Origin of the sequence: Pantoea sp. ANP04, assembly GCF_041982285.1 — a bacterium.
Classification (GTDB): Bacteria; Pseudomonadota; Gammaproteobacteria; order Enterobacterales; family Enterobacteriaceae; genus Pantoea; species Pantoea eucalypti.
In genome coordinates this window covers 421,202-443,625 of the sequence record NZ_JAUTYS010000001.1, presented here as the reverse complement: position 1 = coordinate 443,625, position 22,424 = coordinate 421,202, and the positions used below count along the sequence as shown (strand labels likewise).

The 22,424-nt window shown below is 54.5% G+C and carries 16 protein-coding genes; 10 read left to right on the top strand and 6 right to left on the bottom strand.

The features are described from left to right. Position 1: 1 nt before the first annotated feature. The 6 genes from nuoJ to Q7C21_RS01820 all read left to right on the top strand — a co-directional run bounded on the left by nuoJ (position 2) and on the right by Q7C21_RS01820 (position 6,463). Positions 2-553 (top strand): NADH-quinone oxidoreductase subunit J, encoded by a 552-nt coding sequence (gene nuoJ / locus Q7C21_RS01845; RefSeq protein WP_003854237.1) that lies wholly within the window; start codon positions 2-4, stop codon positions 551-553. Beyond that, complete coding sequence (gene nuoK / locus Q7C21_RS01840) at positions 550-852, top strand: NADH-quinone oxidoreductase subunit NuoK (RefSeq protein ID WP_003854236.1); 303 nt, start codon at positions 550-552, stop codon at positions 850-852. Before nuoJ ends, nuoK begins: the two co-directional genes overlap by 4 nt. Continuing rightward, positions 849-2,684 carry an NADH-quinone oxidoreductase subunit L gene (gene nuoL, locus Q7C21_RS01835; RefSeq protein ID WP_140916277.1) on the top strand — a complete coding sequence of 612 codons (1,836 nt, stop codon included), beginning with the start codon at positions 849-851 and terminating at the stop codon, positions 2,682-2,684. The genes nuoK and nuoL overlap by 4 nt, the downstream gene beginning before the upstream one ends. A 210-nt stretch (positions 2,685-2,894) precedes the next feature. Beyond that, positions 2,895-4,415, top strand: a complete 1,521-nt coding sequence (gene nuoM, locus Q7C21_RS01830; RefSeq protein WP_003854232.1) for an NADH-quinone oxidoreductase subunit M — start codon at positions 2,895-2,897, stop codon at positions 4,413-4,415. Between the two features lie 6 nt (positions 4,416-4,421). Continuing rightward, a complete protein-coding gene (gene nuoN / locus Q7C21_RS01825; protein ID WP_003854230.1) occupies positions 4,422-5,879 on the top strand; it encodes an NADH-quinone oxidoreductase subunit NuoN in 1,458 nt (485 codons plus the stop codon). 125 nt (positions 5,880-6,004) lie between these two features. Next, positions 6,005-6,463, top strand: coding sequence for a GNAT family N-acetyltransferase (locus Q7C21_RS01820; RefSeq protein ID WP_003854228.1), 459 nt, complete (start codon positions 6,005-6,007; stop codon positions 6,461-6,463). Positions 6,464-6,496: 33 nt separating this feature from the next. Here the strand turns inward: Q7C21_RS01820 and Q7C21_RS01815 are convergent, their stop codons facing one another. After that, a complete protein-coding gene (locus tag Q7C21_RS01815; RefSeq protein ID WP_182629568.1) occupies positions 6,497-8,155 on the bottom strand; it encodes a glucan biosynthesis protein D in 1,659 nt (552 codons plus the stop codon). Positions 8,156-8,490: 335 nt separating this feature from the next. Here Q7C21_RS01815 and elaB point away from each other — a divergent pair, with 335 nt between their 5' ends. Together elaB and Q7C21_RS01805 are read left to right on the top strand one after the other, a co-directional pair. Then, a complete protein-coding gene (gene elaB / locus Q7C21_RS01810; protein ID WP_003854223.1) occupies positions 8,491-8,802 on the top strand; it encodes a stress response protein ElaB in 312 nt (103 codons plus the stop codon). A gap of 245 nt (positions 8,803-9,047) precedes the next feature. Continuing rightward, entirely contained in the window at positions 9,048-10,244 is a 1,197-nt protein-coding gene (locus Q7C21_RS01805) for a nicotinamide mononucleotide deamidase-related protein YfaY (protein WP_078804610.1), read from the top strand. Between the two features lie 139 nt (positions 10,245-10,383). Here Q7C21_RS01805 and yfaE read toward each other — a convergent pair whose 3' ends face one another. The 4 genes from yfaE to ubiG all read right to left on the bottom strand — a co-directional run bounded on the left by yfaE (position 10,384) and on the right by ubiG (position 15,366). Further along, entirely contained in the window at positions 10,384-10,644 is a 261-nt protein-coding gene (yfaE, locus tag Q7C21_RS01800) for a class I ribonucleotide reductase maintenance protein YfaE (RefSeq protein WP_003854219.1), read from the bottom strand. A gap of 2 nt (positions 10,645-10,646) precedes the next feature. Continuing rightward, a complete protein-coding gene (gene nrdB / locus Q7C21_RS01795; RefSeq protein WP_003854217.1) occupies positions 10,647-11,777 on the bottom strand; it encodes a class Ia ribonucleoside-diphosphate reductase subunit beta in 1,131 nt (376 codons plus the stop codon). Positions 11,778-11,849: 72 nt separating this feature from the next. After that, positions 11,850-14,135: a class 1a ribonucleoside-diphosphate reductase subunit alpha gene (gene nrdA, locus Q7C21_RS01790; protein ID WP_003854215.1), complete on the bottom strand. Its 2,286-nt coding sequence runs from the start codon at positions 14,133-14,135 to the stop codon at positions 11,850-11,852. Between the two features lie 505 nt (positions 14,136-14,640). After that, positions 14,641-15,366 (bottom strand): bifunctional 2-polyprenyl-6-hydroxyphenol methylase/3-demethylubiquinol 3-O-methyltransferase UbiG, encoded by a 726-nt coding sequence (gene ubiG / locus Q7C21_RS01785; RefSeq protein ID WP_003854209.1) that lies wholly within the window; start codon positions 15,364-15,366, stop codon positions 14,641-14,643. Positions 15,367-15,543: 177 nt separating this feature from the next. On the opposite strand from ubiG, the gene gyrA reads away from it, so the two are divergent. Both gyrA and rcsC read left to right on the top strand, forming a co-directional pair. Beyond that, a complete protein-coding gene (gene gyrA / locus Q7C21_RS01780) occupies positions 15,544-18,216 on the top strand; it encodes a DNA topoisomerase (ATP-hydrolyzing) subunit A (RefSeq protein ID WP_003854208.1) in 2,673 nt (890 codons plus the stop codon). Positions 18,217-18,867: 651 nt separating this feature from the next. Beyond that, complete coding sequence (gene rcsC / locus Q7C21_RS01775) at positions 18,868-21,720, top strand: two-component system sensor histidine kinase RcsC (protein WP_008926132.1); 2,853 nt, start codon at positions 18,868-18,870, stop codon at positions 21,718-21,720. A gap of 52 nt (positions 21,721-21,772) precedes the next feature. On the opposite strand, the gene rcsB is transcribed toward rcsC, so the two are convergent. Further along, complete coding sequence (gene rcsB, locus Q7C21_RS01770; RefSeq protein ID WP_003854204.1) at positions 21,773-22,423, bottom strand: response regulator transcription factor RcsB; 651 nt, start codon at positions 22,421-22,423, stop codon at positions 21,773-21,775. Between the last annotated feature and the right edge of the window lies 1 nt (position 22,424).

The window sequence follows — 22,424 nt, the reverse complement described above, 5'->3', positions numbered from 1 at the left end:
CATGGAATTTGCGTTTTATCTTTGCGGACTGGTGGCGGTGCTGACGACGTTGCGCGTCATTACCCACACCAATCCGGTACATGCGTTGCTGTACCTGATCGTTTCGCTGTTATCGATCGCGGGCGTCTTCTTCTCTATGGGTGCCTATTTTGCGGGTGCGCTGGAGATCATCGTCTACGCTGGCGCCATCATGGTGCTGTTCGTCTTCGTCGTTATGATGCTGAACCTGGGCAAGCAGACGGAGAAGCAGGAGCGTGAGTGGCTCAGCCCGTCATTGTGGATTGGTCCCGGCATCGTCTCGTTGCTGCTGCTGGTGGTGATGATTTACGCCATCCTGACGGCGAATGACCAGGGCATTGATGGCACCATCATCGACGCCAAAGCGGTCGGCATCAGCCTGTTTGGTCCTTATGTGCTGGCGGTTGAACTGGCTTCTATGCTGCTGCTGGCAGGTCTGGTCGTGGCGTTCCATATCGGTCGTGAAGAGCGTCAGGGCGAAGTCCTGAGTAACCGTAATGCTGACGCCGCTCAGGTGAAAAAGGAGAACGCATGATCCCGTTACAACATGGATTGATTCTTGCTGCCGTGCTGTTTGTCCTTGGACTGACGTCGCTGGTGATACGCCGCAATCTGCTGTTTATGCTGATCGGCCTTGAAATCATGATCAACGCCGCCGCCTTAGCTCTGGTGGTTGCCGGGAGCTACTGGGGTCAGGCCGATGGACAGGTGATGTATATCCTGGCGATCAGCCTGGCGGCAGCGGAAGCCAGTATTGGTCTGGCGCTGCTGCTTCAGCTCTATCGTCGTCGTCAGACGCTGAACATTGATACTGTGAGCGAGATGCGCGGATGAATCTTCTCTATTTAACTGTCTTGTTTCCGCTGATCGGCTTTCTGCTGTTAGCGTTTTCCCGCGGTCGCTGGTCTGAGAACCTGTCGGCCACGGTAGGTATGGGATCGGTGGGTCTGGCAGCATTGACTACAGTGATGCTCGGATTCGAGTTCTTCGCCAGTGGTCAGCAAGCCTATACCCAGTCACTCTGGACCTGGATGCATGTCGGCAACTTCGACATGAAAGTGAACCTGACGCTGGATGGCCTGTCTCTGACCATGCTGTCAGTCGTCACCGGTGTTGGCTTCTTCATTCATATGTTCGCCTCCTGGTATATGCGTGGAGAAGAGGGCTACTCCCGCTTCTTCGCCTATACCAACCTGTTTATCGCCAGCATGGTTGTTCTGGTGCTGGCCGATAACCTGATGCTGATGTATCTGGGCTGGGAAGGGGTAGGGCTCTGCTCTTATCTGCTGATCGGCTTCTACTACAGCAATCCGGAAAACGGCAAAGCGGCGATGAAAGCCTTTATCATCACCCGCGTGGGCGACGTCTTCCTGGCATTCGGCCTGTTCATTCTCTACAACGAGCTGGGCACGTTGAACTTCCGCGAGATGATGGAACTGGCGCCGGCGCACTTTGCCGCAGACAACCATATGCTGCAGTGGGCAACGCTGATGCTGCTGGGTGGCGCGGTCGGTAAATCGGCACAGTTGCCGTTGCAGACCTGGCTGGCTGATGCGATGGCCGGTCCGACACCGGTTTCAGCACTGATCCACGCCGCGACCATGGTGACAGCGGGTGTTTACCTGATTGCCCGCAGCCACGGTCTCTTCCTGCTGACGCCGGAAGTGCTGCATCTGGTCGGCATCGTCGGGGCAATTACCCTGGTGCTGGCGGGCTTTGCCGCGCTGGTACAGACCGACATCAAACGTGTTCTCGCTTACTCCACCATGAGCCAGATTGGTTACATGTTCCTGGCGTTGGGTGTTCAGGCGTGGGATGCGGCGATTTTCCATCTGATGACGCACGCCTTCTTTAAAGCGTTACTGTTCCTCTCTTCGGGTTCAGTGATTCTGGCCTGCCATCACGAGCAGAACATCTTCAAAATGGGTGGCCTGCGCAAGAGCATTCCGCTGGTCTACACCTGCTTCCTGGTTGGCGGCGCGGCGCTGGCGGCACTGCCGCTGATTACGGCGGGCTTCTACAGTAAAGATGAGATTCTGTTCGGCGCACTGGCTAACGGTCACATCAACCTGATGTTTGCGGGTCTGGTAGGGGCGTTCCTGACCTCTATCTACACCTTCCGCATGATCTTCATCGTGTTCCACGGCGAAGAGAAAATTCATGCGCACGCCGGTAAAGGCATTACCCATCATCTGCCGCTGATTGTACTGCTGCTGCTCTCTACCTTCATTGGTGCGCTGATTACGCCACCGCTGGCGGGTGTATTGCCAGCCAGTGAGTTTGGTGAAGCGGGCAAAGTGGGACTGGAAATCACCTCGGGCGTCGTAGCGATTGTCGGCATTCTGATCGCTGCTGCGCTGTGGCTGGGCAAACGTGAGCTGGTTACCCGTATCGCAAACAGTGCGCCAGGCCGCTTCTTCGGCACCTGGTGGTTTGCGGCCTGGGGCTTCGACTGGCTCTACGATAAAGTGTTCGTTAAACCCTACCTGGGCATTGCGTGGCTGCTGAAGCGCGACCCACTGAATGGTCTGATGAACCTGCCTGCGCTGCTGTCACGCATTGCCAACAAAGGCCTGGTTGTCAGTGAGAACGGCTACCTGCGCTGGTACGTTGCGTCAATGAGCCTGGGTGCAGTACTGGTGCTGGCTCTGCTGCTGGTGATTTAAAGATTGATGAGCGGGGCAGGTTAGTTAATCTGCCCATTGAGAATGTCAAAAATTGTCCTGAGCAAGGGCGTTATCGTCGCAGCCAGTCTGGTTACCGCCAGCGCGCAGCAACCGGAGCATACCGAGGTATGTGAGGATTGCGAGCACTGCCGGGAATCAAACTGGCAAGTAAGATAGCCCGAACTAAGACAAAGAAAAGGGAAGTGTGCCGTGTTATTACCTTGGCTAATTATCATACCCTTCGTCGGCGGTCTGATCTGCTGGCTCACTGAGCGCCTTGGCGCGAAGGTGCCACGCTGGATCGCGCTGATCACCATGGGGCTGACGTTGGCGCTTTCGCTGCAACTCTGGTTGCAGGGAGGCTATTCACTGACGCAGGCAGCGGGCATTCCGCAGTGGCAGTCAAGTTTCTCCGTTCCGTGGATCCCACGCTTCGGCATCAGCTTCCATTTAGCCATTGATGGCCTGTCGCTGCTGATGGTAGTGCTGACAGGCCTGCTCGGTCTGATGGCGGTGCTCTGTTCATGGAATGAGATTTCAAAGTATCAGGGCTTCTTCCATCTGAACCTGATGTGGATCCTGGGCGGCGTAATCGGTGTGTTCCTCTCCATCGACATGTTCCTGTTCTTCTTCTTCTGGGAAATGATGCTGGTGCCGATGTACTTCCTCATCGCGCTCTGGGGTCACAAAGCGTCTGACGGCAAAACCCGTATCTCCGCTGCGACCAAGTTCTTCATCTACACCCAGGCTTCCGGTCTGGTGATGCTGATTGCGATTCTGGGCCTGGTGTTTGTCCACTACAACGCGACCGGTGTCTGGACGTTCAACTATGAACAGCTTCTGAAGACGCCAATGTCGAGCGGTGTTGAATATCTGCTGATGCTGGGCTTCTTTATCGCCTTTGCGGTGAAGATGCCGGTCGTGCCGTTACATGGCTGGCTGCCGGATGCGCACAGTCAGGCGCCGACTGCGGGTTCTGTTGACCTGGCAGGTATCCTGCTGAAAACCGCGGCTTATGGCTTACTGCGTTTCAGTCTGCCGCTGTTCCCGAACGCGTCAGCAGAGTTTGCGCCAATCGCTATGTGGTTAGGCATCATTGGGATCTTCTACGGTGCCTGGATGGCCTTCTCGCAGACCGATATCAAACGTCTGATCGCGTATACCTCGATTTCGCACATGGGCTTTGTGCTGATTGCTATCTACACCGGCAGCCAGCTGGCGCTGCAGGGTGCGGTGATTCAGATGATTGCACACGGTCTGTCCGCAGCGGCACTCTTCATTCTGTGTGGTCAGCTGTATGAGCGTCTGCATACCCGTGATATGCGTCAGATGGGTGGTCTGTGGTCGCGCATCAAATGGATTCCGGGTCTGTCGCTCTTCTTTGCTGTCGCCAACCTCGGTATGCCGGGTACTGGTAACTTCGTCGGCGAATTTATGATTCTGACCGGCAGCTTCCAGGTGGTGCCGATGATTATCATCATCGCGACCTTTGGTCTGGTGTTCGCCTCGATTTACTCGCTGGTGATGATGCAGCGCGCTTACTATGGCGAAGCGAAATCGAAAGATCCGCTGCCAGGCATGTCGCCGCGCGAGTTCATGACCATCGGTGTTCTGGTGGTGCTGCTGGTACTGCTGGGCGTCTATCCACAGCCGATTCTGGATACTTCGCACGCTGCCATGAGCAATATTCAGCAGTGGTTTACCGCTTCAATTTCAACTACAAGGCCGTAATTCGCCATGACAATAACTCCTCACCAATTGATTGCGTTACTACCGCTGTTAATCGTCGGATTGACGGTGGTGGTTGTGATGCTGTCCATTGCCTGGCGACGCAACCACTTCGTTAACGCCACGCTAACGGTAGTTGGCCTGAACCTGGCGCTGCTCTCGCTCTACTTTGTCGGTCAGGTCGGGGCGATGGATGTCACGCCGCTGCTGCGCGTCGATGGCTATTCGATGTTCTATACCGCGCTGGTGATGCTGGCGAGTCTGGCGACCTGTACCTTTGCCTATCCATGGCTGGCGGGTTACCCGGACAACAAAGATGAGTTCTATCTGCTGGTGCTGATTGCGGCCCTCGGTGGCATCGTGCTGGCCAGTGCTAACCATCTGGCCTCGCTGTTCATCGGCATTGAGCTGTTGTCGCTGCCGCTGTTTGGTCTGATTGGCTACGCTTTCCGCCAGAAACGTTCGCTGGAAGCCGCACTGAAATACACCATTCTGTCTGCGGCGGCCTCATCGTTCCTGCTGTTTGGTATTGCGCTGATCTACGCCGATTCCGGTAATCTGAGCTTTGTTGCGCTGGGTCAGAGCCTGACTGACAGCATGATCCATGAGCCATTGCTGCTGGTGGGTCTGGGCATGATGATCATCGGCCTGGGCTTCAAACTTTCACTGGTTCCGTTCCATCTCTGGACGCCCGATGTGTATCAGGGTGCGCCTGCGCCGGTTTCAACCTTCCTGGCGACGGCCAGCAAGATTGCGATCTTCGGTGTCATCATGCGTCTGTTTATGTACGCGCCGGTGACCGACAGCGAAGCGGTGCGCACCGTGCTGGCCATGATCGCCTTTGTGTCGATTCTGTTCGGTAACCTGATGGCGATTTCGCAGAGCAACATCAAGCGTCTGCTGGGTTACTCCTCTATCGCCCACCTCGGCTATCTGCTGGTCGCGCTGATTGCAGTGAAAGATCATCAGCTGTCGCTGGAAACTTCCGGTGTTTACCTGGCCGGTTATCTGTTCAGCAGCCTGGGTGCCTTTGGTGTGGTGAGCCTGATGTCCAGCCCGTATCGTGGCCCGGATGCAGATTCACTCTACTCTTATCGTGGTCTGTTCTGGCATCGTCCTATCCTGTCAGCGGTCATGACAGTGATGATGCTGTCACTGGCCGGTATCCCGATGACGCTGGGCTTTATCGGTAAATTCTACGTGATTGCTTCAGGCGTCAGTGCGCATCTCTGGTGGCTGACCGGTGCGGTGGTAGCGGGCAGTGCGATTGGCCTTTACTACTATCTGCGCGTAACGGTAAGTCTCTACCTCAGCCCGCCGGAACTGCACACCCGTGATACCCCGGCTAACTGGGCATTCACCGCCGGTGGTGTCGTGGTTCTGATTTCTGCCATTCTGGTACTGCTGTTAGGGGTTTACCCGCAGCCGCTCATCAGACTGGTCCAGATGGCTCAGCCACTGATGTAAGCTGATAACTGCGAATAATGAATCAGGCCTCCGGGCCTGATTTTTTTTGTCTGTCAGATGAGGTGACCAGCTGGTGCTGACGACCTCGCGATGATGTAGAGTGTCTGGTTTAGTAAGGAGAGACCATGAACATTGACTGGCAGGATAAACACCATAGCGAACTTACCGCCCCGGAACTCTATGCGCTGCTGGCGTTGCGCAGTGAGGTGTTTGTGGTGGAGCAACAGTGTGCTTATCTTGATGTGGATGGCAAAGATTTACAGGCCGAAAACAGGCATCTGCTGGGCACGGTGGATGATCAGCTGGTGGCTTATGCGCGACTTCTTTCCCCGGAAGATGAAACCAGCCCGGTGAAAATTGGACGGGTCATTGTTTCAGATCGGGTGCGCGGTGCGCGTCTGGGCAATCGTCTGATGGAACAGGCGATCAGCAGTTGTCAGCAGCACTGGCCGGGCCGTGACATATTTCTCTCTGCGCAGGCGCATCTTGAAAACTTCTATGGGCAGCACGGCTTTGTGGCGGTGGGGGAGAACTATCTGGAAGATGGCATTCCGCACGTCGATATGCTGAAGAATGCGCCATAAAAAAAAGCGAGGCCTGAGCCTCGCCTTTTTCTATCAACCCACCGTCATCTGACGGTCATCGACATATTTGCGCTGATCCGGCGCAGGCGGGAAATACTGATAAAGCCAGGTTTCACTCAGCGTTTCATCCTTGCTGCGCAGGAACAGACGCATCTCCACTGGCTCGGTGGAATCGCTGTTCGGATACCAGTCAAACAGGATGCGGTATCCTTTGAGCGGATCGACATACAGAATTTCAACTTGCTTCACGCTGCCGGATGAAACGGTAATCACCGGCTCAATGCCTTTCGGCGCAGCAGCCTGCAAATCCCCACCAATAAAATCGATGGCGAAGCGGCGGCACCAGGTTTCCGGGAAGTGTTCGCCAGGCGCCCAGCCTTCCGGGAAACCACCGATACCGGTACGGGTCGCATCCACACGTGCCAGACCGCTACGTACTGGCGGCAGACCACTCCAGTAGAGCTTGTAAGAGAAGTTCAGCTCGCTGCCCGCTTTGACCGGCTCAGCCGGTTGCCAGAAGCAGACTACGTTATCCAGCGTTTCACCGGTCGTCGGGATCTCCATCAGGTTAATTGCGCCTTTGCCCCAGTTGCCGACCGGCTCCACCCACAGGCTCGGACGTTTGTCATACCAGCCAATCACATCCTGATAATCTTTGAAGTCGTGATTTAACTGCAGCAGGCCAAAGCCTCGCGGATTCTCATCTTCATAGGCATTGAACTGCAGACGCTGCGGATTATTCAGTGGGCGGGCGATCCATTCGCCTTTACCGGTCCACATCGCCAGACGATCGGAGTCGTGGATCTGCGGATGGTAGGTGTTGCACATGCGGCGCTCGTTGGTGCCGCAGCTGAACATACTGGTCATTGGCGAGATGCCAATCTGACGGATCTCTTTACGGGCGAACAGGTGGTTTTCCACCTCCATCACCACGCGTTTCTCTTCGCAGTGGATGATGAACTTATAGGCACCGGTGACACTCGCGCCATCCAGCAGGGCATAGCAGGTAAAGGTGGTATCTTCCGCTTTTGGCGTTTCAAACCAGAAAGCGGTGAAATCGGGGAACTCTTCCTGGCCATTACTGAAGGTGTTGATGGCGACACCACGGGCCGAGAGGCCGTACTGGTAAGTATCGTCAACCGCACGGAAGTAACTTGCGCCCAGGAAGGATACGATGTCGCGACGGGCCAGTTCCGGTTTTTTGAAGGCGCGGAAACCGGCAAAGCCGAGGTCAGTTTTGCCCTCCAGCTGCTTAGTATCAACCTTCGCGTCGTTATAGTTGAACAGCTCAGGGCGGAAGTGAATTTCGCGTGCCTGACGGCTCTCGCCGTCAACAGAGAACATGCGGATGCGCCGCTTGAAGCCCATGCCGACGTGGAAGAACTGCACGTCCAGCTGACGATCGGGCAGGTTATTCCAGAGTGAGTGGTTGGCGTCATACTGAATTTCGTTGTACGCCTGTGGGGTCAGTGTGGCCAGCGTCTCCGGCAGTGCACCTGGTGCACCGCCCCAGGGTTTCTTCGCCAGCGCAGCCGCGTTTTTCTTCAATACGTCGAAATCGAAGCGTACGGCGGTTCCGTCAGCAATGCCATCTTCTGCCCATGCGGATTGCGCAAACAGCGTTGACAGGCCGGTCATGCCGCTGACGGCAGAGAAGGCCATTGACGCTTTCATAAACATTCTTCGATTCATGCCAGAGATCATTCCTTAGCTGTTCGAGGGTGTCGTGACTGTTGTGCAACATGCACTTTCATGGCCCGATAATCACAGGCAACAGAGAGGTACGACAGTAGGGTTACTGGAAAATTCAGTCACGACAAAATTTATCAGATTAATCAAAGAAGCGAAGCGAAATTCGGCGGTTGCCGCTGCGTCTTACACTTCTTTGCGCAACGAAGCGGCGCACCGCCTGCACTGAGTAAGATTAACAGATGAAAAATCAGGTGATTCCTGGAGCAGGAAATCAGCAGAGCGCCAGATTATGGCTATAGTTAATGAACTGCTTTGCAATTCACACGGAGGAAATGATGGTAAATCAGACAAATCAATTCGAATCGGGCCTCGATGACGATATTGCGTTACTGACCGAAACCCTGGAAGAAGTGCTTAAGGCATCAGGCGATCCGGCCGATCAGAAATACATTGAGCTTAAAAGCAAAGCTGAACAGGCGCTGAACGATGTTAAATCCCGTGTCAGCCAGGCGTCCGACAGTTACTACTATCGCGCTAAACAAGCGGCATACCGTGCAGACGATTACGTGCACGAAAAACCGTGGCAGGGCGTAGGTATTGGTGCAACCGCGGGCCTGGTTCTCGGCCTGCTGCTGGCGCGTCGCTAATCGCGATTCGCTGATGTAGCGCGGTAACAGACGACAGCAGTAAACCTGCGGCGGGGAAATCCCGCCGTTTTTTATTCTTTTCTCAACCCCTCATTGATTCACTTCTGTTGAGCCTGCTTCGCCCTCATTCATTTTTATGCGCAACGTGCTGCTTTAGATAAACCAGTAACAAACACGGGTCACACAGATTGTGTTTCGCAGGTGGACTTCATACAGTTAAATAAACGTGAAAAGGAGAACCGGACGTGATTAGAATTGAGATGCTGTCTACCGGGGATGAGGTGCTGCATGGCCAAATCGTCGATACCAATGCCGCCTGGCTGGCTGATATTTTATTCCAGCAAGGTTTGCCCATGACCAGCCGAACCACGGTTGGGGATTCACTGGAATCGCTCATCGACACCCTGCAGACACGAAGCCATGAGGCCGACGTGTTGATTGTGAATGGCGGCCTGGGTCCCACCAGTGACGATCTCAGCGCGCTGGCAGCCGCTCGCGCCTGTGGGGTTGAACTGGAGATGCAGCAGGACTGGCTGGCACAAATGGAAGCCTGGTTCGCCAGCCGTGGCCGGGTGATGGCCGCCAGCAATCGCAAGCAGGCTGAAATTCCGGCCAATGCGGAGCTGATTGATAATCCGGTTGGAACCGCCTGTGGCTTTGCCCTGCAACTCAACCGCTGCTGGATATTCTTCACGCCTGGCGTGCCATCTGAATTTAAGGTGATGGTGGAGCAGCAGATCATTCCCCGTCTGAAAGCAAAATTCTCGCCGCCCGAACCGCCGATTTGTCTGCGACTGACCACCTTTGGTCGCGGTGAAAGTGATATTGCCGCTGAGCTGGAGCCGCTGGCGCTGCCGGAAGGTGTGGTGATGGGCTATCGCTCGTCGATGCCGATCATTGAGATCAAACTGACCGGCCCGGCCAGTCAGCGTGTCGCGATGGAGCAGGTGTGGCAGCAGGTGCGTCTGCTACTGGCGGAGTGCACTATCTTTGAAGGCACGGAAGGCTTACCAGCTCTGCTGGCAGGCGAGCTGACGCAGCGTGGTGAGCAACTGGCGGTCAGCGAGCAATATACTGCCGGGCTGCTTTACTGGCAGCTGGCTGCCGCCAGCGTGCCGTTGCGGGGCGCTGACATTCTGCCATCAACGCAGGAGACGCTGGAGCAGCAGGTGACGCGCACCCGCGAACTTGCCGCACAGCAGCAGGCAGCGCTGGCGCTTTCTGTTGGCAGCCTGGAACAGGAAACGATTTCGGTAGCGTTACATACGCCGGATGGCGGCTTTGGTCAGCGCGTGAAATTCAGCACCGGTCGTCATAACCTGGAGACGCGCCAGAAGGTGGTGGCGATGATGGCAATGAATATGCTGCGCCGCTGGTTACACGGCAGCGAAGTGAGCACCGGTCACGGCTGGATTGATGTGGTTGAAACTGTCAGACAGTAATTTCAGTGAAAACAAAACGGGTGCCAGAGGCGCCCGTTTTGTATGTGACTGTGAATGACCCTTTGCAGGAGCATTCTCATAGCAATAAATAAGCTGACTCGATCCAACCGCAAATCAAGCCAGACTTGTTCAGCCTCAGCTACAACTCAAGCTCAATCTCGCCTTTAGCTTTGCAGCAGCAGGGCAGAATCTCATCCTGCTGCACAAAGGCCAGCGGCCGCTGTGGGTAATGCACTTCGCCTTTCAGCAGCCGCATCCGGCAGGAGCCGCAGTAACCTTCGCGGCACTGAAACTCCACGCAGAGATTATTGGCTTCCAGCAGGGAGAGCAGATTGGGGTGATCTTCTGCGCATTCCAGCCTGGCGCCGGAACTGCGCAGAATAACAACGTCGCGGCTCATGATTAAAGCTGGAAGTCGTCGAAGTCGTTAGCGCCCACTTCAGAATCGATCTGACCCACCAGATAGGAGCTCACTTCCACTTCCTGTGGCGCAACCTGCACGTTGTCAGACACCAGCCAGGAGTTGATCCATGGGATCGGGTTAGAGCGCGTCTGGAAGGGCAGATCAAGGCCAACTGCCTGCATACGGATATTGGTGATGTACTCAATGTACTGGCAGAGAATGTCTTTGTTCAGGCCGATCATTGAACCGCCGCTGAACAGATATTCCGCCCACTCTTTCTCCTGCAGCGCTGCCTTCTTAAACAGCTCGAAGCACTCTTCACGGCACTCTGCCGCAATCTCTTTCATTTCCGGATCGTCTTCGCCGCTGCGCAGCAGGTTCAGCATATGCTGGGTGCCGGTCAGGTGCAGCGCTTCATCGCGGGCGATCAGTTTGATGATTTTGGCATTGCCTTCCATCAGTTCACGCTCGGCGAACGCGAATGAACAGGCGAAGCTGACATAGAAACGGATCGCTTCCAGCGCATTGACGCTCATCAGGCAGATATAGAGCTGCTTCTTCAGGGCACGCAGGCTGACCACAACCTGTTTGTCGTTGACCTTATGCGTGCCTTCGCCCAGCTGATGCCAGTAGTTAGTCATCTCAATCAGATCGTCGTAATAGCGTGAGATATCCTGGGCACGCGCCAGAATCTGCTCATTGGTGACGATATCGTCGAATACCACCGCCGGATCGTTAACGATATTACGGATGATATGGGTGTAAGAACGGGAGTGGATCGTCTCGGAGAACGCCCAGGTTTCAATCCAGGTTTCCAGCTCAGGAATCGAGATCAGCGGAAGCAGGGCGACGTTCGGGCTGCGACCCTGAATGGAATCCAGCAGTGTCTGATACTTCAGGTTGCTGATAAAGATATGCTTCTCGTGGTCCGGCAGCGCCTGGTAGTCAATTCGGTCGCGTGAGACATCAACCTCTTCCGGACGCCAGAAGAAGGAGAGCTGCTTTTCGATCAGCTTTTCAAAGATGTCATATTTTTGCTGATCGAAGCGCGCCACGTTTACGGACTGACCGAAAAACATCGGCTCTTTCAGCTGATCATTTTTGTTCTGTGAGAAAGTGGAGTAAGCCATAAAAGTTGTCCAAAAGTAGACGAAGCCAGGCCTCGTGAAATGAATGAGGCGGGAGAATCTCCCGCCTGACCATTAGATTTTACAGGCGCCGCTCTCGCAGCCATCATCCTGGATAGAAGGTGCCAGGTCATCCTGCGCATCTTCCGCACCGTCACGGGTGTTCTGATAGTAGAGCGTTTTCACGCCAAACTTGTACGCGGTCAGCAGATCTTTCAGCAGCTGTTTCATCGGCACTTTACCGTTAGTAAAGCGTGATGGATCGTAGTTGGTGTTAGACGAAATCGCCTGGTCGATGAATTTCTGCATCAGACCCACCAGTTGCAGGTAACCGTCATTGTTCGGCATTTCCCACAGCAGTTCGTACTGATCTTTCAGACGCTCATACTCCGGCACCACCTGACGCAGGATGCCATCTTTCGATGCTTTGATGCTGATGTGACCGCGTGGTGGCTCGATGCCGTTGGTGGCATTGGAGATCTGCGACGAGGTCTCAGACGGCATCAGCGCAGACAGGGTCGAGTTGCGCAGGCCGTGCGTTTTGATCTCTTCACGCAGGCTTTCCCAGTCGAGATGCAGCGGTTCGTTGCTGATCGCGTCCAGATCTTTCTTGTAGGTGTCGATGGGCATGATGCCCTGTGCATAGGTGGTTTCATTGAACCACGGGCAGGCACCTTGCTCTTTCGCCAGCTCATTGGACGCTTTCAGCAGGTAGTACTGAATGGCTTCAAAGGTTTTGTGCGTCAGGCCATTGGCGCTGCCATCGGAGTAGCGCACACCGTGCTTCGCCAGATAGTAGGCGTAGTTGATCACGCCAATACCCAGGGTACGACGACCCATTGCGCCACGCTGCGCAGCCGGAATCGGGTAATCCTGATAATCGAGCAGCGCATCCAGCGCACGAACGGCCAGGGTAGCCAGCTCTTCCAGATCGTCGAGGCTTTCGATGGCGCCGAGGTTGAACGCAGAAAGCGTACACAGGGCAATCTCACCGTTTTCGTCGTTAACATCTTCCAGCGGTTTGGTCGGCAGGGCGATTTCCAGGCAGAGGTTAGACTGGCGAACCGGTGCGATGCGCGGATCAAACGGGCTGTGGGTGTTGCAGTGGTCGACGTTCTGAATGTAGATACGGCCGGTTGAAGCACGTTCCTGCATCATCAGCGAGAAGAGATCGACCGCTTTAACACGCTGCTTACGGATGCTCTGATCCTGCTCATATTTGGTGTAGAGACGTTCGAACTCATCCTGATCGGCGAAGAACGCATCATACAGGCCTGGCACGTCAGACGGGCTGAACAGGGTGATATCTTCGCCTTTCAGCAGGCGCTGATACATCAGCTTGTTGAGCTGTACACCGTAGTCCATGTGACGCACGCGGTTGCCTTCAACACCACGGTTGTTTTTCAGCACCAGCAGGCTTTCGATTTCCAGATGCCACATCGGGTAGAACAGCGTCGCTGCACCGCCACGCACGCCGCCCTGAGAACAGGACTTCACCGCAGTCTGGAAATGCTTGTAGAACGGGATACAGCCGGTGTGGAACGCTTCACCGCCGCGAATCGGGCTGCCCAGCGCACGGATACGACCGGCGTTGATGCCGATACCAGCACGCTGAGAAACATATTTCACAATCGCGCTTGAGGTGGCGTTGATGGAGTCCAGGCTGTCGCCGCACTCGATCAGCACACAGGAGCTGAACTGACGCGTCGGGGTTCGCACACCTGACATGATTGGCGTCGGCAGCGAGATTTTAAACGTTGAGATCGCATCATAGAAACGCTTGATGTAATCCATACGCGTGTCGCGCGGGTAGCCAGAGAAGAGGCAGGCCGCGACCAGAATGTAAAGGAACTGCGCGCTCTCGTAGATTTCACCCGAGACGCGGTTCTGCACCAGATATTTGCCTTCAAGCTGCTTCACGGCGGCATAGGAGAAGTTCATGTCACGCCAGTGGTCGAGGAACTCGTCCATCTGCGCGAACTCTTCCTGGCTGTAATCTTCCAGCAGGTGACGATCATATTTGCCCATGTCGACCATCTTAACGACCTGATCATAAAGCTTCGGCGGCTCAAACTGACCATACGCTTTTTTGCGCAGGTGGAAGATCGCCAGGCGGGCAGCCAGGTACTGATAGTCAGGGGCATCGCGAGAGATGAGGTCTGCTGCGGCCTTGATGATAGTCTCATGAATGTCAGACGTTCTGATTCCATCATAGAACTGAATGTGAGAGCGCAGTTCCACCTGTGACACTGAGACGTTGTTCAGCCCTTCAGCTGCCCAGTCCAGCACACGGTGAATTTTATCGAGATCAATGCGCTCCTGGCGGCCATCGCGTTTAGTAACGAGCAGACTCTGGTTCATGTCGCGTATTTACCTTTGCGTGAGTATCCAAAAATTAAAAGAAATCCCGGTTTATACACAGCCTATTCATTGTGAATAATGTGTGGATAAACACTACATCTAGGGGGTGAAGAGAAAAGTCATAACTACATGGGGGCATATTTTAGTATTTTACGGCCGCTTAACAAGAGCAAAAAATGATGGCTGGAGGGGTTGTAATTCTTGCGAAATTTCTTAGCCCACGCCTTGTAAGGCCTGGCAACATGTCAACCGGATCACACTTTTTTTTCTTATTATGATCGGGCGCGTGTTTCTTATTCAATCCTCAGGATTCAGCCAGAAAAGGGATGAAAAATGGATAAAAGCCGCTAGCAGGGGGCCGCGACGTTGAGCGGATGCGGGCATGGCTGACGTAACCTATTGGCAGCCATCGGAATGCCTGCCACCAGGCGAGGGCAGTGACCGCTCTGACAGGAAGAGCAGGCAGAGGAAAAAGTGCCCGCCCGGATTCAGGCGGGCAGATGACTTAACCCGCGTGGTGAGTGTGCACCATATAATTCACATCAGTGCCGGGCGCCAGTTTGAAGCGGTTGGTCACCGGGTTGTAATGCAGGCCAATAATGTGGCGTTCACGCAGGGGCGTTTCATCGACCCAGCCCAGCAGTTCGGATGGGCGGATGAATTTCTTCACATCATGGGTGCCGCGCGGCAACATGCGCAGCACATATTCCGCGCCGAAAATCGCCAGCAGCCAGGCCTTTGGATTGCGGTTCAGCGTTGAGAAAAAGACTTCGCCGCCGGGCTTGACCAGCTTCGCACAGGCGTGAATCACCGAGCGCGGATCCGGCACGTGCTCCAGCATCTCCATACATGTCACCACATCATACTTTCCGGCGTTCTGATCGGCATGCTCTTCAACGGTCTGTTGCACATAGTCCAGCGTCACGCCGCTCTCCAGAGCATGCAGGCGCGCCACGGCCAGCGGTTCCGCACCCATATCCAGACCGGTCACGACGGCGCCTTCACGCGCCATGCTTTCGGATAAAATGCCGCCGCCGCATCCGACGTCGAGCACGGTTTTACCGAACAGACCGTTGCTGTGCTGCGCGATGTAGCCCAGGCGTAGCGGGTTGATACGGTGCAACGGTTTAAATTCACCCTCCAGATCCCACCAGCGCGAGGCAACGGCCTCAAACTTGGCAATTTCCTGCGCATCGACGTTATGCTGATGATTCTGCGGTTGTGCATTCATTGAATCGTAACTCCTGACAAAATGTGCCCACAGTATAAACGCTTAACCGCAGTTGGCACACCTTTCAGGGACAATGAAAAGCGGGGGAAATCGGTGGTTAACGTTCACCAGAGCATTGCAGTGTGATATACTTTCGCACCTTTAAAATCCGGGATTAAGTAGAGGGATAGCGGCTCCATGAGCGACCTTGCGAGAGAAATTACACCGGTCAATATCGAAGAAGAATTAAAAAATTCTTACCTCGGTTACGCCATGTCGGTCATCGTTGGCCGAGCTTTACCCGATGTGCGTGATGGCCTGAAGCCGGTTCACCGTCGCGTTCTTTTTGCGATGAGTGTACTGGGTAACGACTGGAACAAACCCTATAAAAAATCTGCCCGCGTCGTCGGTGACGTTATCGGTAAATATCACCCGCATGGTGATTCCGCCGTTTACGACACCATTGTACGTATGGCCCAGCCTTTCTCCCTGCGTTACATGCTGGTGGACGGACAAGGCAACTTCGGTTCCATCGACGGCGACTCCGCCGCGGCGATGCGTTATACCGAAATTCGCATGTCGAAAATTGCCCACGACCTGTTAGCTGACCTGGAAAAAGAGACCGTCGATTTCGTCCCGAACTATGACGGCACTGAGCAGATCCCTGAAGTTCTGCCAACCAAAATCCCTAACCTGCTGGTGAACGGTTCTTCCGGTATCGCCGTGGGTATGGCAACCAACATTCCACCGCATAACCTGCGTGAAGTGATTAACGGCTGCCTGGCATATATTGAAAATGAAGACATCAGCATCGAAGAGCTGATGGAGCACATTCCGGGGCCAGATTTCCCGACAGCCGCCATCATCAATGGTCGCCGTGGTATTGAAGAAGCGTACCGCACCGGTCGCGGTAAAATTTATATCCGTGCGCGTGGCGAAGTGGAAGCCGATGCGAAAACGGGCCGCGAGACCATCATCATTCATGAGCTTCCGTATCAGGTTAACAAAGCACGCCTGATTGAGAAGATTGCGGAGCTGGTGAAAGAGAAGCGCGTTGAAGGCATCAGCGCACTGCGCGATGAGTCTGATAAAGACGGCATGCGTATCGTGATTGAGATCAAGCGCGATGCCGTCGGCGAAGTGGTTCTGAATAATCTCTATTCACTGACCCAGCTGCAGACCTCTTTTGGTATCAATATGGTGGCGCTGCATCAGGGCCAGCCAAAGATTATGGCACTGAAGGAGATTCTGGACGCCTTCGTTCGCCATCGTCGTGAAGTCGTGACGCGTCGTACCATTTTCGAACTGCGTAAAGCCCGTGACCGTGCGCATATTCTGGAAGGTCTGGCGATTGCGCTGGCGAATATCGATCCGATTATTGAGCTGATTCGTCGTGCACCTAACCCGGCAGAAGCGAAAGCGGGTCTGATTGCGCAGGCGTGGGATCTGGGTAATGTGTCAGCGATGCTGGAACGTGCGGGCGACGATGCCGCTCGTCCGGAGTGGCTGGATCCGCAGTACGGCATCCGTGACGGTCAGTACTATCTGACCGAGCAGCAGGCTCAGGCGATTCTGGATCTGCGTCTGCAGAAACTGACCGGTCTTGAGCACGAGAAGCTGCTGGATGAGTATAAAGGTCTGCTGGAGCAGATCGCAGAGCTGTTGCGCATTCTGTCTGACGCCGATCGTCTGATGGAAGTGATTCGCGAAGAGCTGGAGCTGATGCGTGATCAGTTCGGCGATGAGCGTCGCACAGAGATTACTGCCAATACCGCTGATATTAATATCGAAGACCTGATCAATCAGGAAGATGTTGTGGTGACATTGTCGCATCAGGGCTACGTGAAGTATCAGCCGCTGACCGACTATGAAGCGCAGCGTCGTGGTGGTAAAGGCAAGTCAGCCGCACGTATTAAAGAAGAGGACTTCATTGATCGTCTGCTGGTGGCCAATACCCATGACACGATTCTCTGCTTCTCAAGCCGTGGTCGTCTCTACTGGATGAAGGTTTATCAGTTGCCGGAAGCGAGTCGTGGTGCGCGGGGACGTCCGATCGTGAACCTGCTGCCGCTGGAAGCCAACGAGCGTATTACAGCGATTCTGCCGGTACGTGAGTATACCGAAGGCTTCAATATCTTTATGGCGACCGCGCTGGGAACCGTGAAGAAGACCGCGCTGAAAGAGTTCAGCCGTCCGCGCAGCGCCGGTATAATTGCCGTGAACCTGCGTGACGATGATGAGCTGATCGGAGTGGCGCTGACCAATGGTAATGACGAAGCGATGCTGTTCTCAGCGGCCGGTAAAGTGGTGCGCTTTGCAGAAACCGCAGTTCGTGCGATGGGTCGTACCGCCTCTGGCGTTCGCGGCATCAGGCTGGCTGAAGGCGATCGTGTGGTCTCGCTAATTGTACCGCGTGAAGAGGGTGCAATTATGACCGTGACCCAGAATGGTTACGGTAAGCGTACTGCCAACAGCGAATACCCGACCAAGTCGCGTGCGACGCAGGGTGTTATTTCCATCAAAGTGACCGAACGTAATGGTCCGGTGATTGGCGCGGTTCAGGTTGTCGATGGCGATCAGATTATGATGATCACCGATGCTGGTACGCTGGTGCGTACCCGCGTGTCAGAAGTGAGCGTCGTGGGTCGTAATACCCAGGGTGTGATTCTGATTCGTACCGCAGAGGATGAGAACGTGGTCGGTCTGCAGCGTGTTGCCGAGCCGGTTGAAGAAGAAGAGCTGGATTCAATCGACGGTAGCGTAGCGGAAGGCGAGGATGATATCGCGCCAGAAGCAGAGATCGACGATGAAGAGATTGCACCGGAAGCGGATGCAGAAGACGAAGACGACGCGGCTGAAGACGAAGAATAATTTGTCTGATGTGAGCTGAGGTTCGTTGCAGAAACGGCAGGTCAGGGGAAACCCGGCCTGCCGTTTTTTTTGATGTGATGGGGAGGATTGCAGGGAGCAGGGAGCTTATGGCTGCGAAATCGGAGCCGTCGAAAGACCCGCACTGCCCGATCGCAAAGGAATCCCGCATCCCTGCGGATCGGCCACGCCATCCCTGGCGTGGACGCTTTGCTCTTCGGGAAGTGCAGGTCTTTCTTGTTCAGGCAGCGGCGTCGCGTTAAGTGGGTTGCAGGACAGAGGTGGCAGAGGGGCGGGAGCTGGTGGCTGTGAGAGGGGAGCCGTCGAAAGGCCCGCACTGCCCGATCGCAAAGGATTCCCGCATCCCTGCGGATCGGCCACGCCATCCCTGGCGTGGACGCTTTGCTCTTCGGGCAGTGCGGGCCTTTCTTGTTTAGTCAGCGGCGTCGCTTTTCAATGTTGTGAGCGTCTGTTTGTTTGAGTGCGCAGAAGCGGCCACTGGATGCTGGAGTTAACGTGTCGCTTTCACTGTCTTAAAAGATTCCCAAACTTTCCGCTAAACCTGCGGCTGGCTGGCTTTTTTCGCCCGATAAAGCTAGTGTATGGGCATTAAAAATCGATGATGCGACTAACCTTGCCAACTGCGAGTCACCTTTGAAATATCCTGTCTCTTTCCGCACTACGCTTCGCATCTCGCGCTACCTTTTCCGCGCGCTGGCGCTGCTAATCTGGACGCTGGGCGCCGTTCTGACAGCGTTTTATATTATCAGCGTACTGCATAATAAAGAGACGCAGGTTCGGCAGGAGTTTGCCAGCAACTACGGCACGATTCAGTGGTATGTGCGCCATTCGGCGGACATGGTGCGTGAACTGAAATATATCACCGAGAACCGCTTAACCAATGCCAGCAGTGGCCTGGATGTACTGACCGGCATGATGCCAGGCAAAACAACCCAGCCGCAGTTTACGCCACTCTTTTCGGATGGCGACTGTACCTCAATGAGCAATACCTGGCGCAACTCGCTCGATTCTCTCAGCTACTACATCAATTACTGGAAAAGTAACTTCGCCTCGTCGTATGAACTGAATCGGGTGTTCTTTATCGGTGGAGAAAGTCAGTGTCTGGCCGACTTTACGATTGGCAGCAGCAACGCTGATCGGGAACGCAGCCTGAAATCGCTGCGTGAGAATGTGCTGCGTTATCGCAACAGCAGTGAAGAAGAGCGCCGAAATCCGATGTACTGGATCAACAGCAGTGCTCAGCCTGGCGTCGGCACTTTCTATATGGTGGTGCCGGTTTACGTCGCGAACAAGTTACAGGCACTGCTGGGTGTTGAGCAAAATATCCGACTGGATGAGTTTATTCAGCCGGGCAGCCTGCCGATCATTGCGTCGATTACCGATGAGAACTATCGTCCACTGCTTAACTCGCGGCGCGGCGGCCTGGGCTTCTCGCTCGACAATCTGCCTGATGATAAAACCTGGTTCGGTTACCTGAATGGGTATCGTCAGCTGGTGCTGAAAAAGCCACTTCCGCCCTCCGATCTGAATGTGGTGTGGTCAGTACCTACCGATGTCATGGTGGATCAGCTCAAGCTGATGATCATCAATGCGCTGCTGCTCAATATTTTCAGTGCCGTTATCCTGTTTACTCTCGCCTGGGTATTCGAGCGCCGGATGTTCCTGCCGGCAGAGGAGAATGCACATCGTCTGGAAGAGCATGAGCAGTTTAACCGTAAGATTGTCGCCTCGGCGCCGGTGGGGATCTGTATCTTACGCACCAGCGACGGCACCAATATTCTGAGTAATGAGCTGGCACATAATTATCTGACGTTGCTGACGCAGGAGGACCGGCTTCGGCTGAATGAAATCATTGGCGGGCAGCAGGTTAACTTTGTCGATGTGCTGACCGGCAGCAATACCAACCTGCAAATCAGCTTTGTGCATTCGCGCTATCGTAATGAGAACGTCGCGATTTGTGTGCTGGTTGATGTCTCGGCGCGCGTAAGGATGGAGCAGTCTCTGCAGGAGATGGCCCACGCGGCAGAGCAGGCGAGCCAGTCAAAATCGATGTTCCTTGCCACCGTCAGTCATGAACTGCGCACGCCGCTCTATGGCATTATCGGTAACCTCGATCTGTTGCAGACCAAAGAGCTACCCAGCGGTATCGACTCGCTGGTGACGGCCATGAATAACTCCTCCAGCCTGCTGCTGAAGATCATCAGTGATATTCTCGACTTCTCGAAAATCGAGTCAGAGCAGTTGAAAATTGAGCCACGTCCGTTTGCCCCTCGCGAAATTGTCACGCACATTGTCGGCAACTATCTGTCGCTGGTGGTGAAGAAGCGGCTGACGCTTTACTGCTTTATCGAACATGACGTTCCGCAGGTGCTGGACGGCGATCCGTTGCGCCTGCAGCAGGTGATCTCGAACCTGCTTAACAACGCGATTAAGTTTACGCATACCGGCTGTATTATTCTGCACGCCTACGTTGCACAGGGCTATCTGGCTTTCCGCGTTCGTGATACCGGTGTCGGCATTCCGGCGAAAGAGCTTCCACGCCTGTTTGATCCTTTCTTCCAGGTGGGAAATGGCGTACAGCGTAATTTCCAGGGGACCGGACTGGGACTGGCGATCTGTGAAAAGCTGATCAATATGATGGATGGCGACATTGAGGTCGACTCAGAGCCAGGCATGGGCAGCCAGTTTATTGTGCGTATTCCGATCTACCAGGGACAGAAGCCGTCACTGATGCTGCTGGAGGACTTACAGGATAAGAAAATCTGGCTGGCGATGCGCAATGAGTATCTTGCGGCGTTTATCACGCGTCAGATTCAGCAGCAGGGTATTCAGGTTGCGGAGTATAACGGTAAGCCAGGCCCGGATGATGTGGTCATGACGGATTACGAACTGGAGACTGATGCACCGCTTCGCGCACTGGTCACGTTTGACGGATCCCATGTCGATATGCCGCGTGAACGTCAGCCCGGACGCTGGATCCACTCCACCGCCACACTGCACGAGGTGCCGGCGCTGCTGGCACGCATCTACCGGATTGCACTGGGCAATGACGCCGCCGATGCGCTGCTGCTGGCCACCCCGGTAGAAGAGAAAGTTCATAACGATGACATCATGGTGCTGATCGTCGATGACCATCCTATTAACCGCATGCTGCTGTCTGAACAGCTTGGCACGCTGGGCTATCAGGTGAAAACGGCCCAGGATGGCGTTGATGCCCTGAATGTCCTGAGTCGTAATGAGATTGATATCGTGCTCACCGACGTGAATATGCCGAACATGGATGGTTATCGCCTGACGCAGCGATTACGTCAGCTGGGCCATCTGTTCCCGGTTGTGGGCGTAACGGCGAATGCGCTGGCAGAAGAGAAACAGCGTTGTATGGATGCAGGTATGGATAACTGTCTGTCGAAGCCGGTGACGTTAGACGTGCTGAAAGTGACGCTGGCAATCTATGCTGAACGGGTTCGTAAAACGCGGCGGGGATAGGGCAGGAAAGGGCAGAGGCGAAGCGGTGCAGCTGCACCGCTTCAGGAGGAACTTAGTCTCTTTCGACCTGACTCTGGCTGACAGAGGACAGGTAGTTCAGCAGTGCGATATCGTTATCCACGCCCAGTTTCATCATCGCTGATTTCTTCTGGCTACTGATAGTTTTGATACTGCGGTTCAGTTTCTTGGCGATTTCGGTTACCAGGAAACCTTCTGCAAACAGACGCAGCACTTCACTCTCTTTCGGTGACAGGCGCTTGTCGCCATAACCACCCGCGCTGATCTTCTCCAGCAGTTTCGCAACGCTTTCTGGCGTGTATTTCTTGCCTTTCTGCAGTGCAGCCAGTGCTTTTGGTAAATCGGTAGGCGCGCCCTGTTTCAGGACAATCCCTTCGATATCGAGATCAAGGACTGAACTCAGAATCGCGGGGTTATTGTTCATGGTCAGAACAATAATCGAGAGATCCGGGTAGTGGCGTTTAATATATTTAATCAGCGTAATACCATCGCCATACTTCTCACCTGGCATAGAGAGGTCGGTGATCAGGACGTTGGCATCAAGCTTGGACAGATTATTGATCAGTGCTGTTGAGTCTTCGAACTCACCTACAACGTTGACCCATTCAATTTGTTCCAGAGACTTTCGGATACCGAAAAGGACAATTGGATGGTCATCGGCAATAATTACGTTTAAGTTATTCATC

What these genes read in the sequence shown, in the direction of transcription:
- nuoJ (WP_003854237.1), top strand. Translation starts at nt 2, where the DNA reads ATGGAATTTGCGTTTTATCTTTGCGGACTGGTGGCGGTGCTGACGACG.
- nuoK (WP_003854236.1), top strand. Translation starts at nt 550, where the DNA reads ATGATCCCGTTACAACATGGATTGATTCTTGCTGCCGTGCTGTTTGTC.
- nuoL (WP_140916277.1), top strand. Translation starts at nt 849, where the DNA reads ATGAATCTTCTCTATTTAACTGTCTTGTTTCCGCTGATCGGCTTTCTG.
- nuoN (WP_003854230.1), top strand. Translation starts at nt 4,422, where the DNA reads ATGACAATAACTCCTCACCAATTGATTGCGTTACTACCGCTGTTAATC.
- Q7C21_RS01820 (WP_003854228.1), top strand. Translation starts at nt 6,005, where the DNA reads ATGAACATTGACTGGCAGGATAAACACCATAGCGAACTTACCGCCCCG.
- Q7C21_RS01815 (WP_182629568.1), bottom strand. Translation starts at nt 8,155, where the DNA reads ATGAATCGAAGAATGTTTATGAAAGCGTCAATGGCCTTCTCTGCCGTC.
- elaB (WP_003854223.1), top strand. Translation starts at nt 8,491, where the DNA reads ATGGTAAATCAGACAAATCAATTCGAATCGGGCCTCGATGACGATATT.
- yfaE (WP_003854219.1), bottom strand. Translation starts at nt 10,644, where the DNA reads ATGAGCCGCGACGTTGTTATTCTGCGCAGTTCCGGCGCCAGGCTGGAA.
- nrdB (WP_003854217.1), bottom strand. Translation starts at nt 11,777, where the DNA reads ATGGCTTACTCCACTTTCTCACAGAACAAAAATGATCAGCTGAAAGAG.
- nrdA (WP_003854215.1), bottom strand. Translation starts at nt 14,135, where the DNA reads ATGAACCAGAGTCTGCTCGTTACTAAACGCGATGGCCGCCAGGAGCGC.
- ubiG (WP_003854209.1), bottom strand. Translation starts at nt 15,366, where the DNA reads ATGAATGCACAACCGCAGAATCATCAGCATAACGTCGATGCGCAGGAA.
- gyrA (WP_003854208.1), top strand. Translation starts at nt 15,544, where the DNA reads ATGAGCGACCTTGCGAGAGAAATTACACCGGTCAATATCGAAGAAGAA.
- rcsB (WP_003854204.1), bottom strand. Translation starts at nt 22,423, where the DNA reads ATGAATAACTTAAACGTAATTATTGCCGATGACCATCCAATTGTCCTT.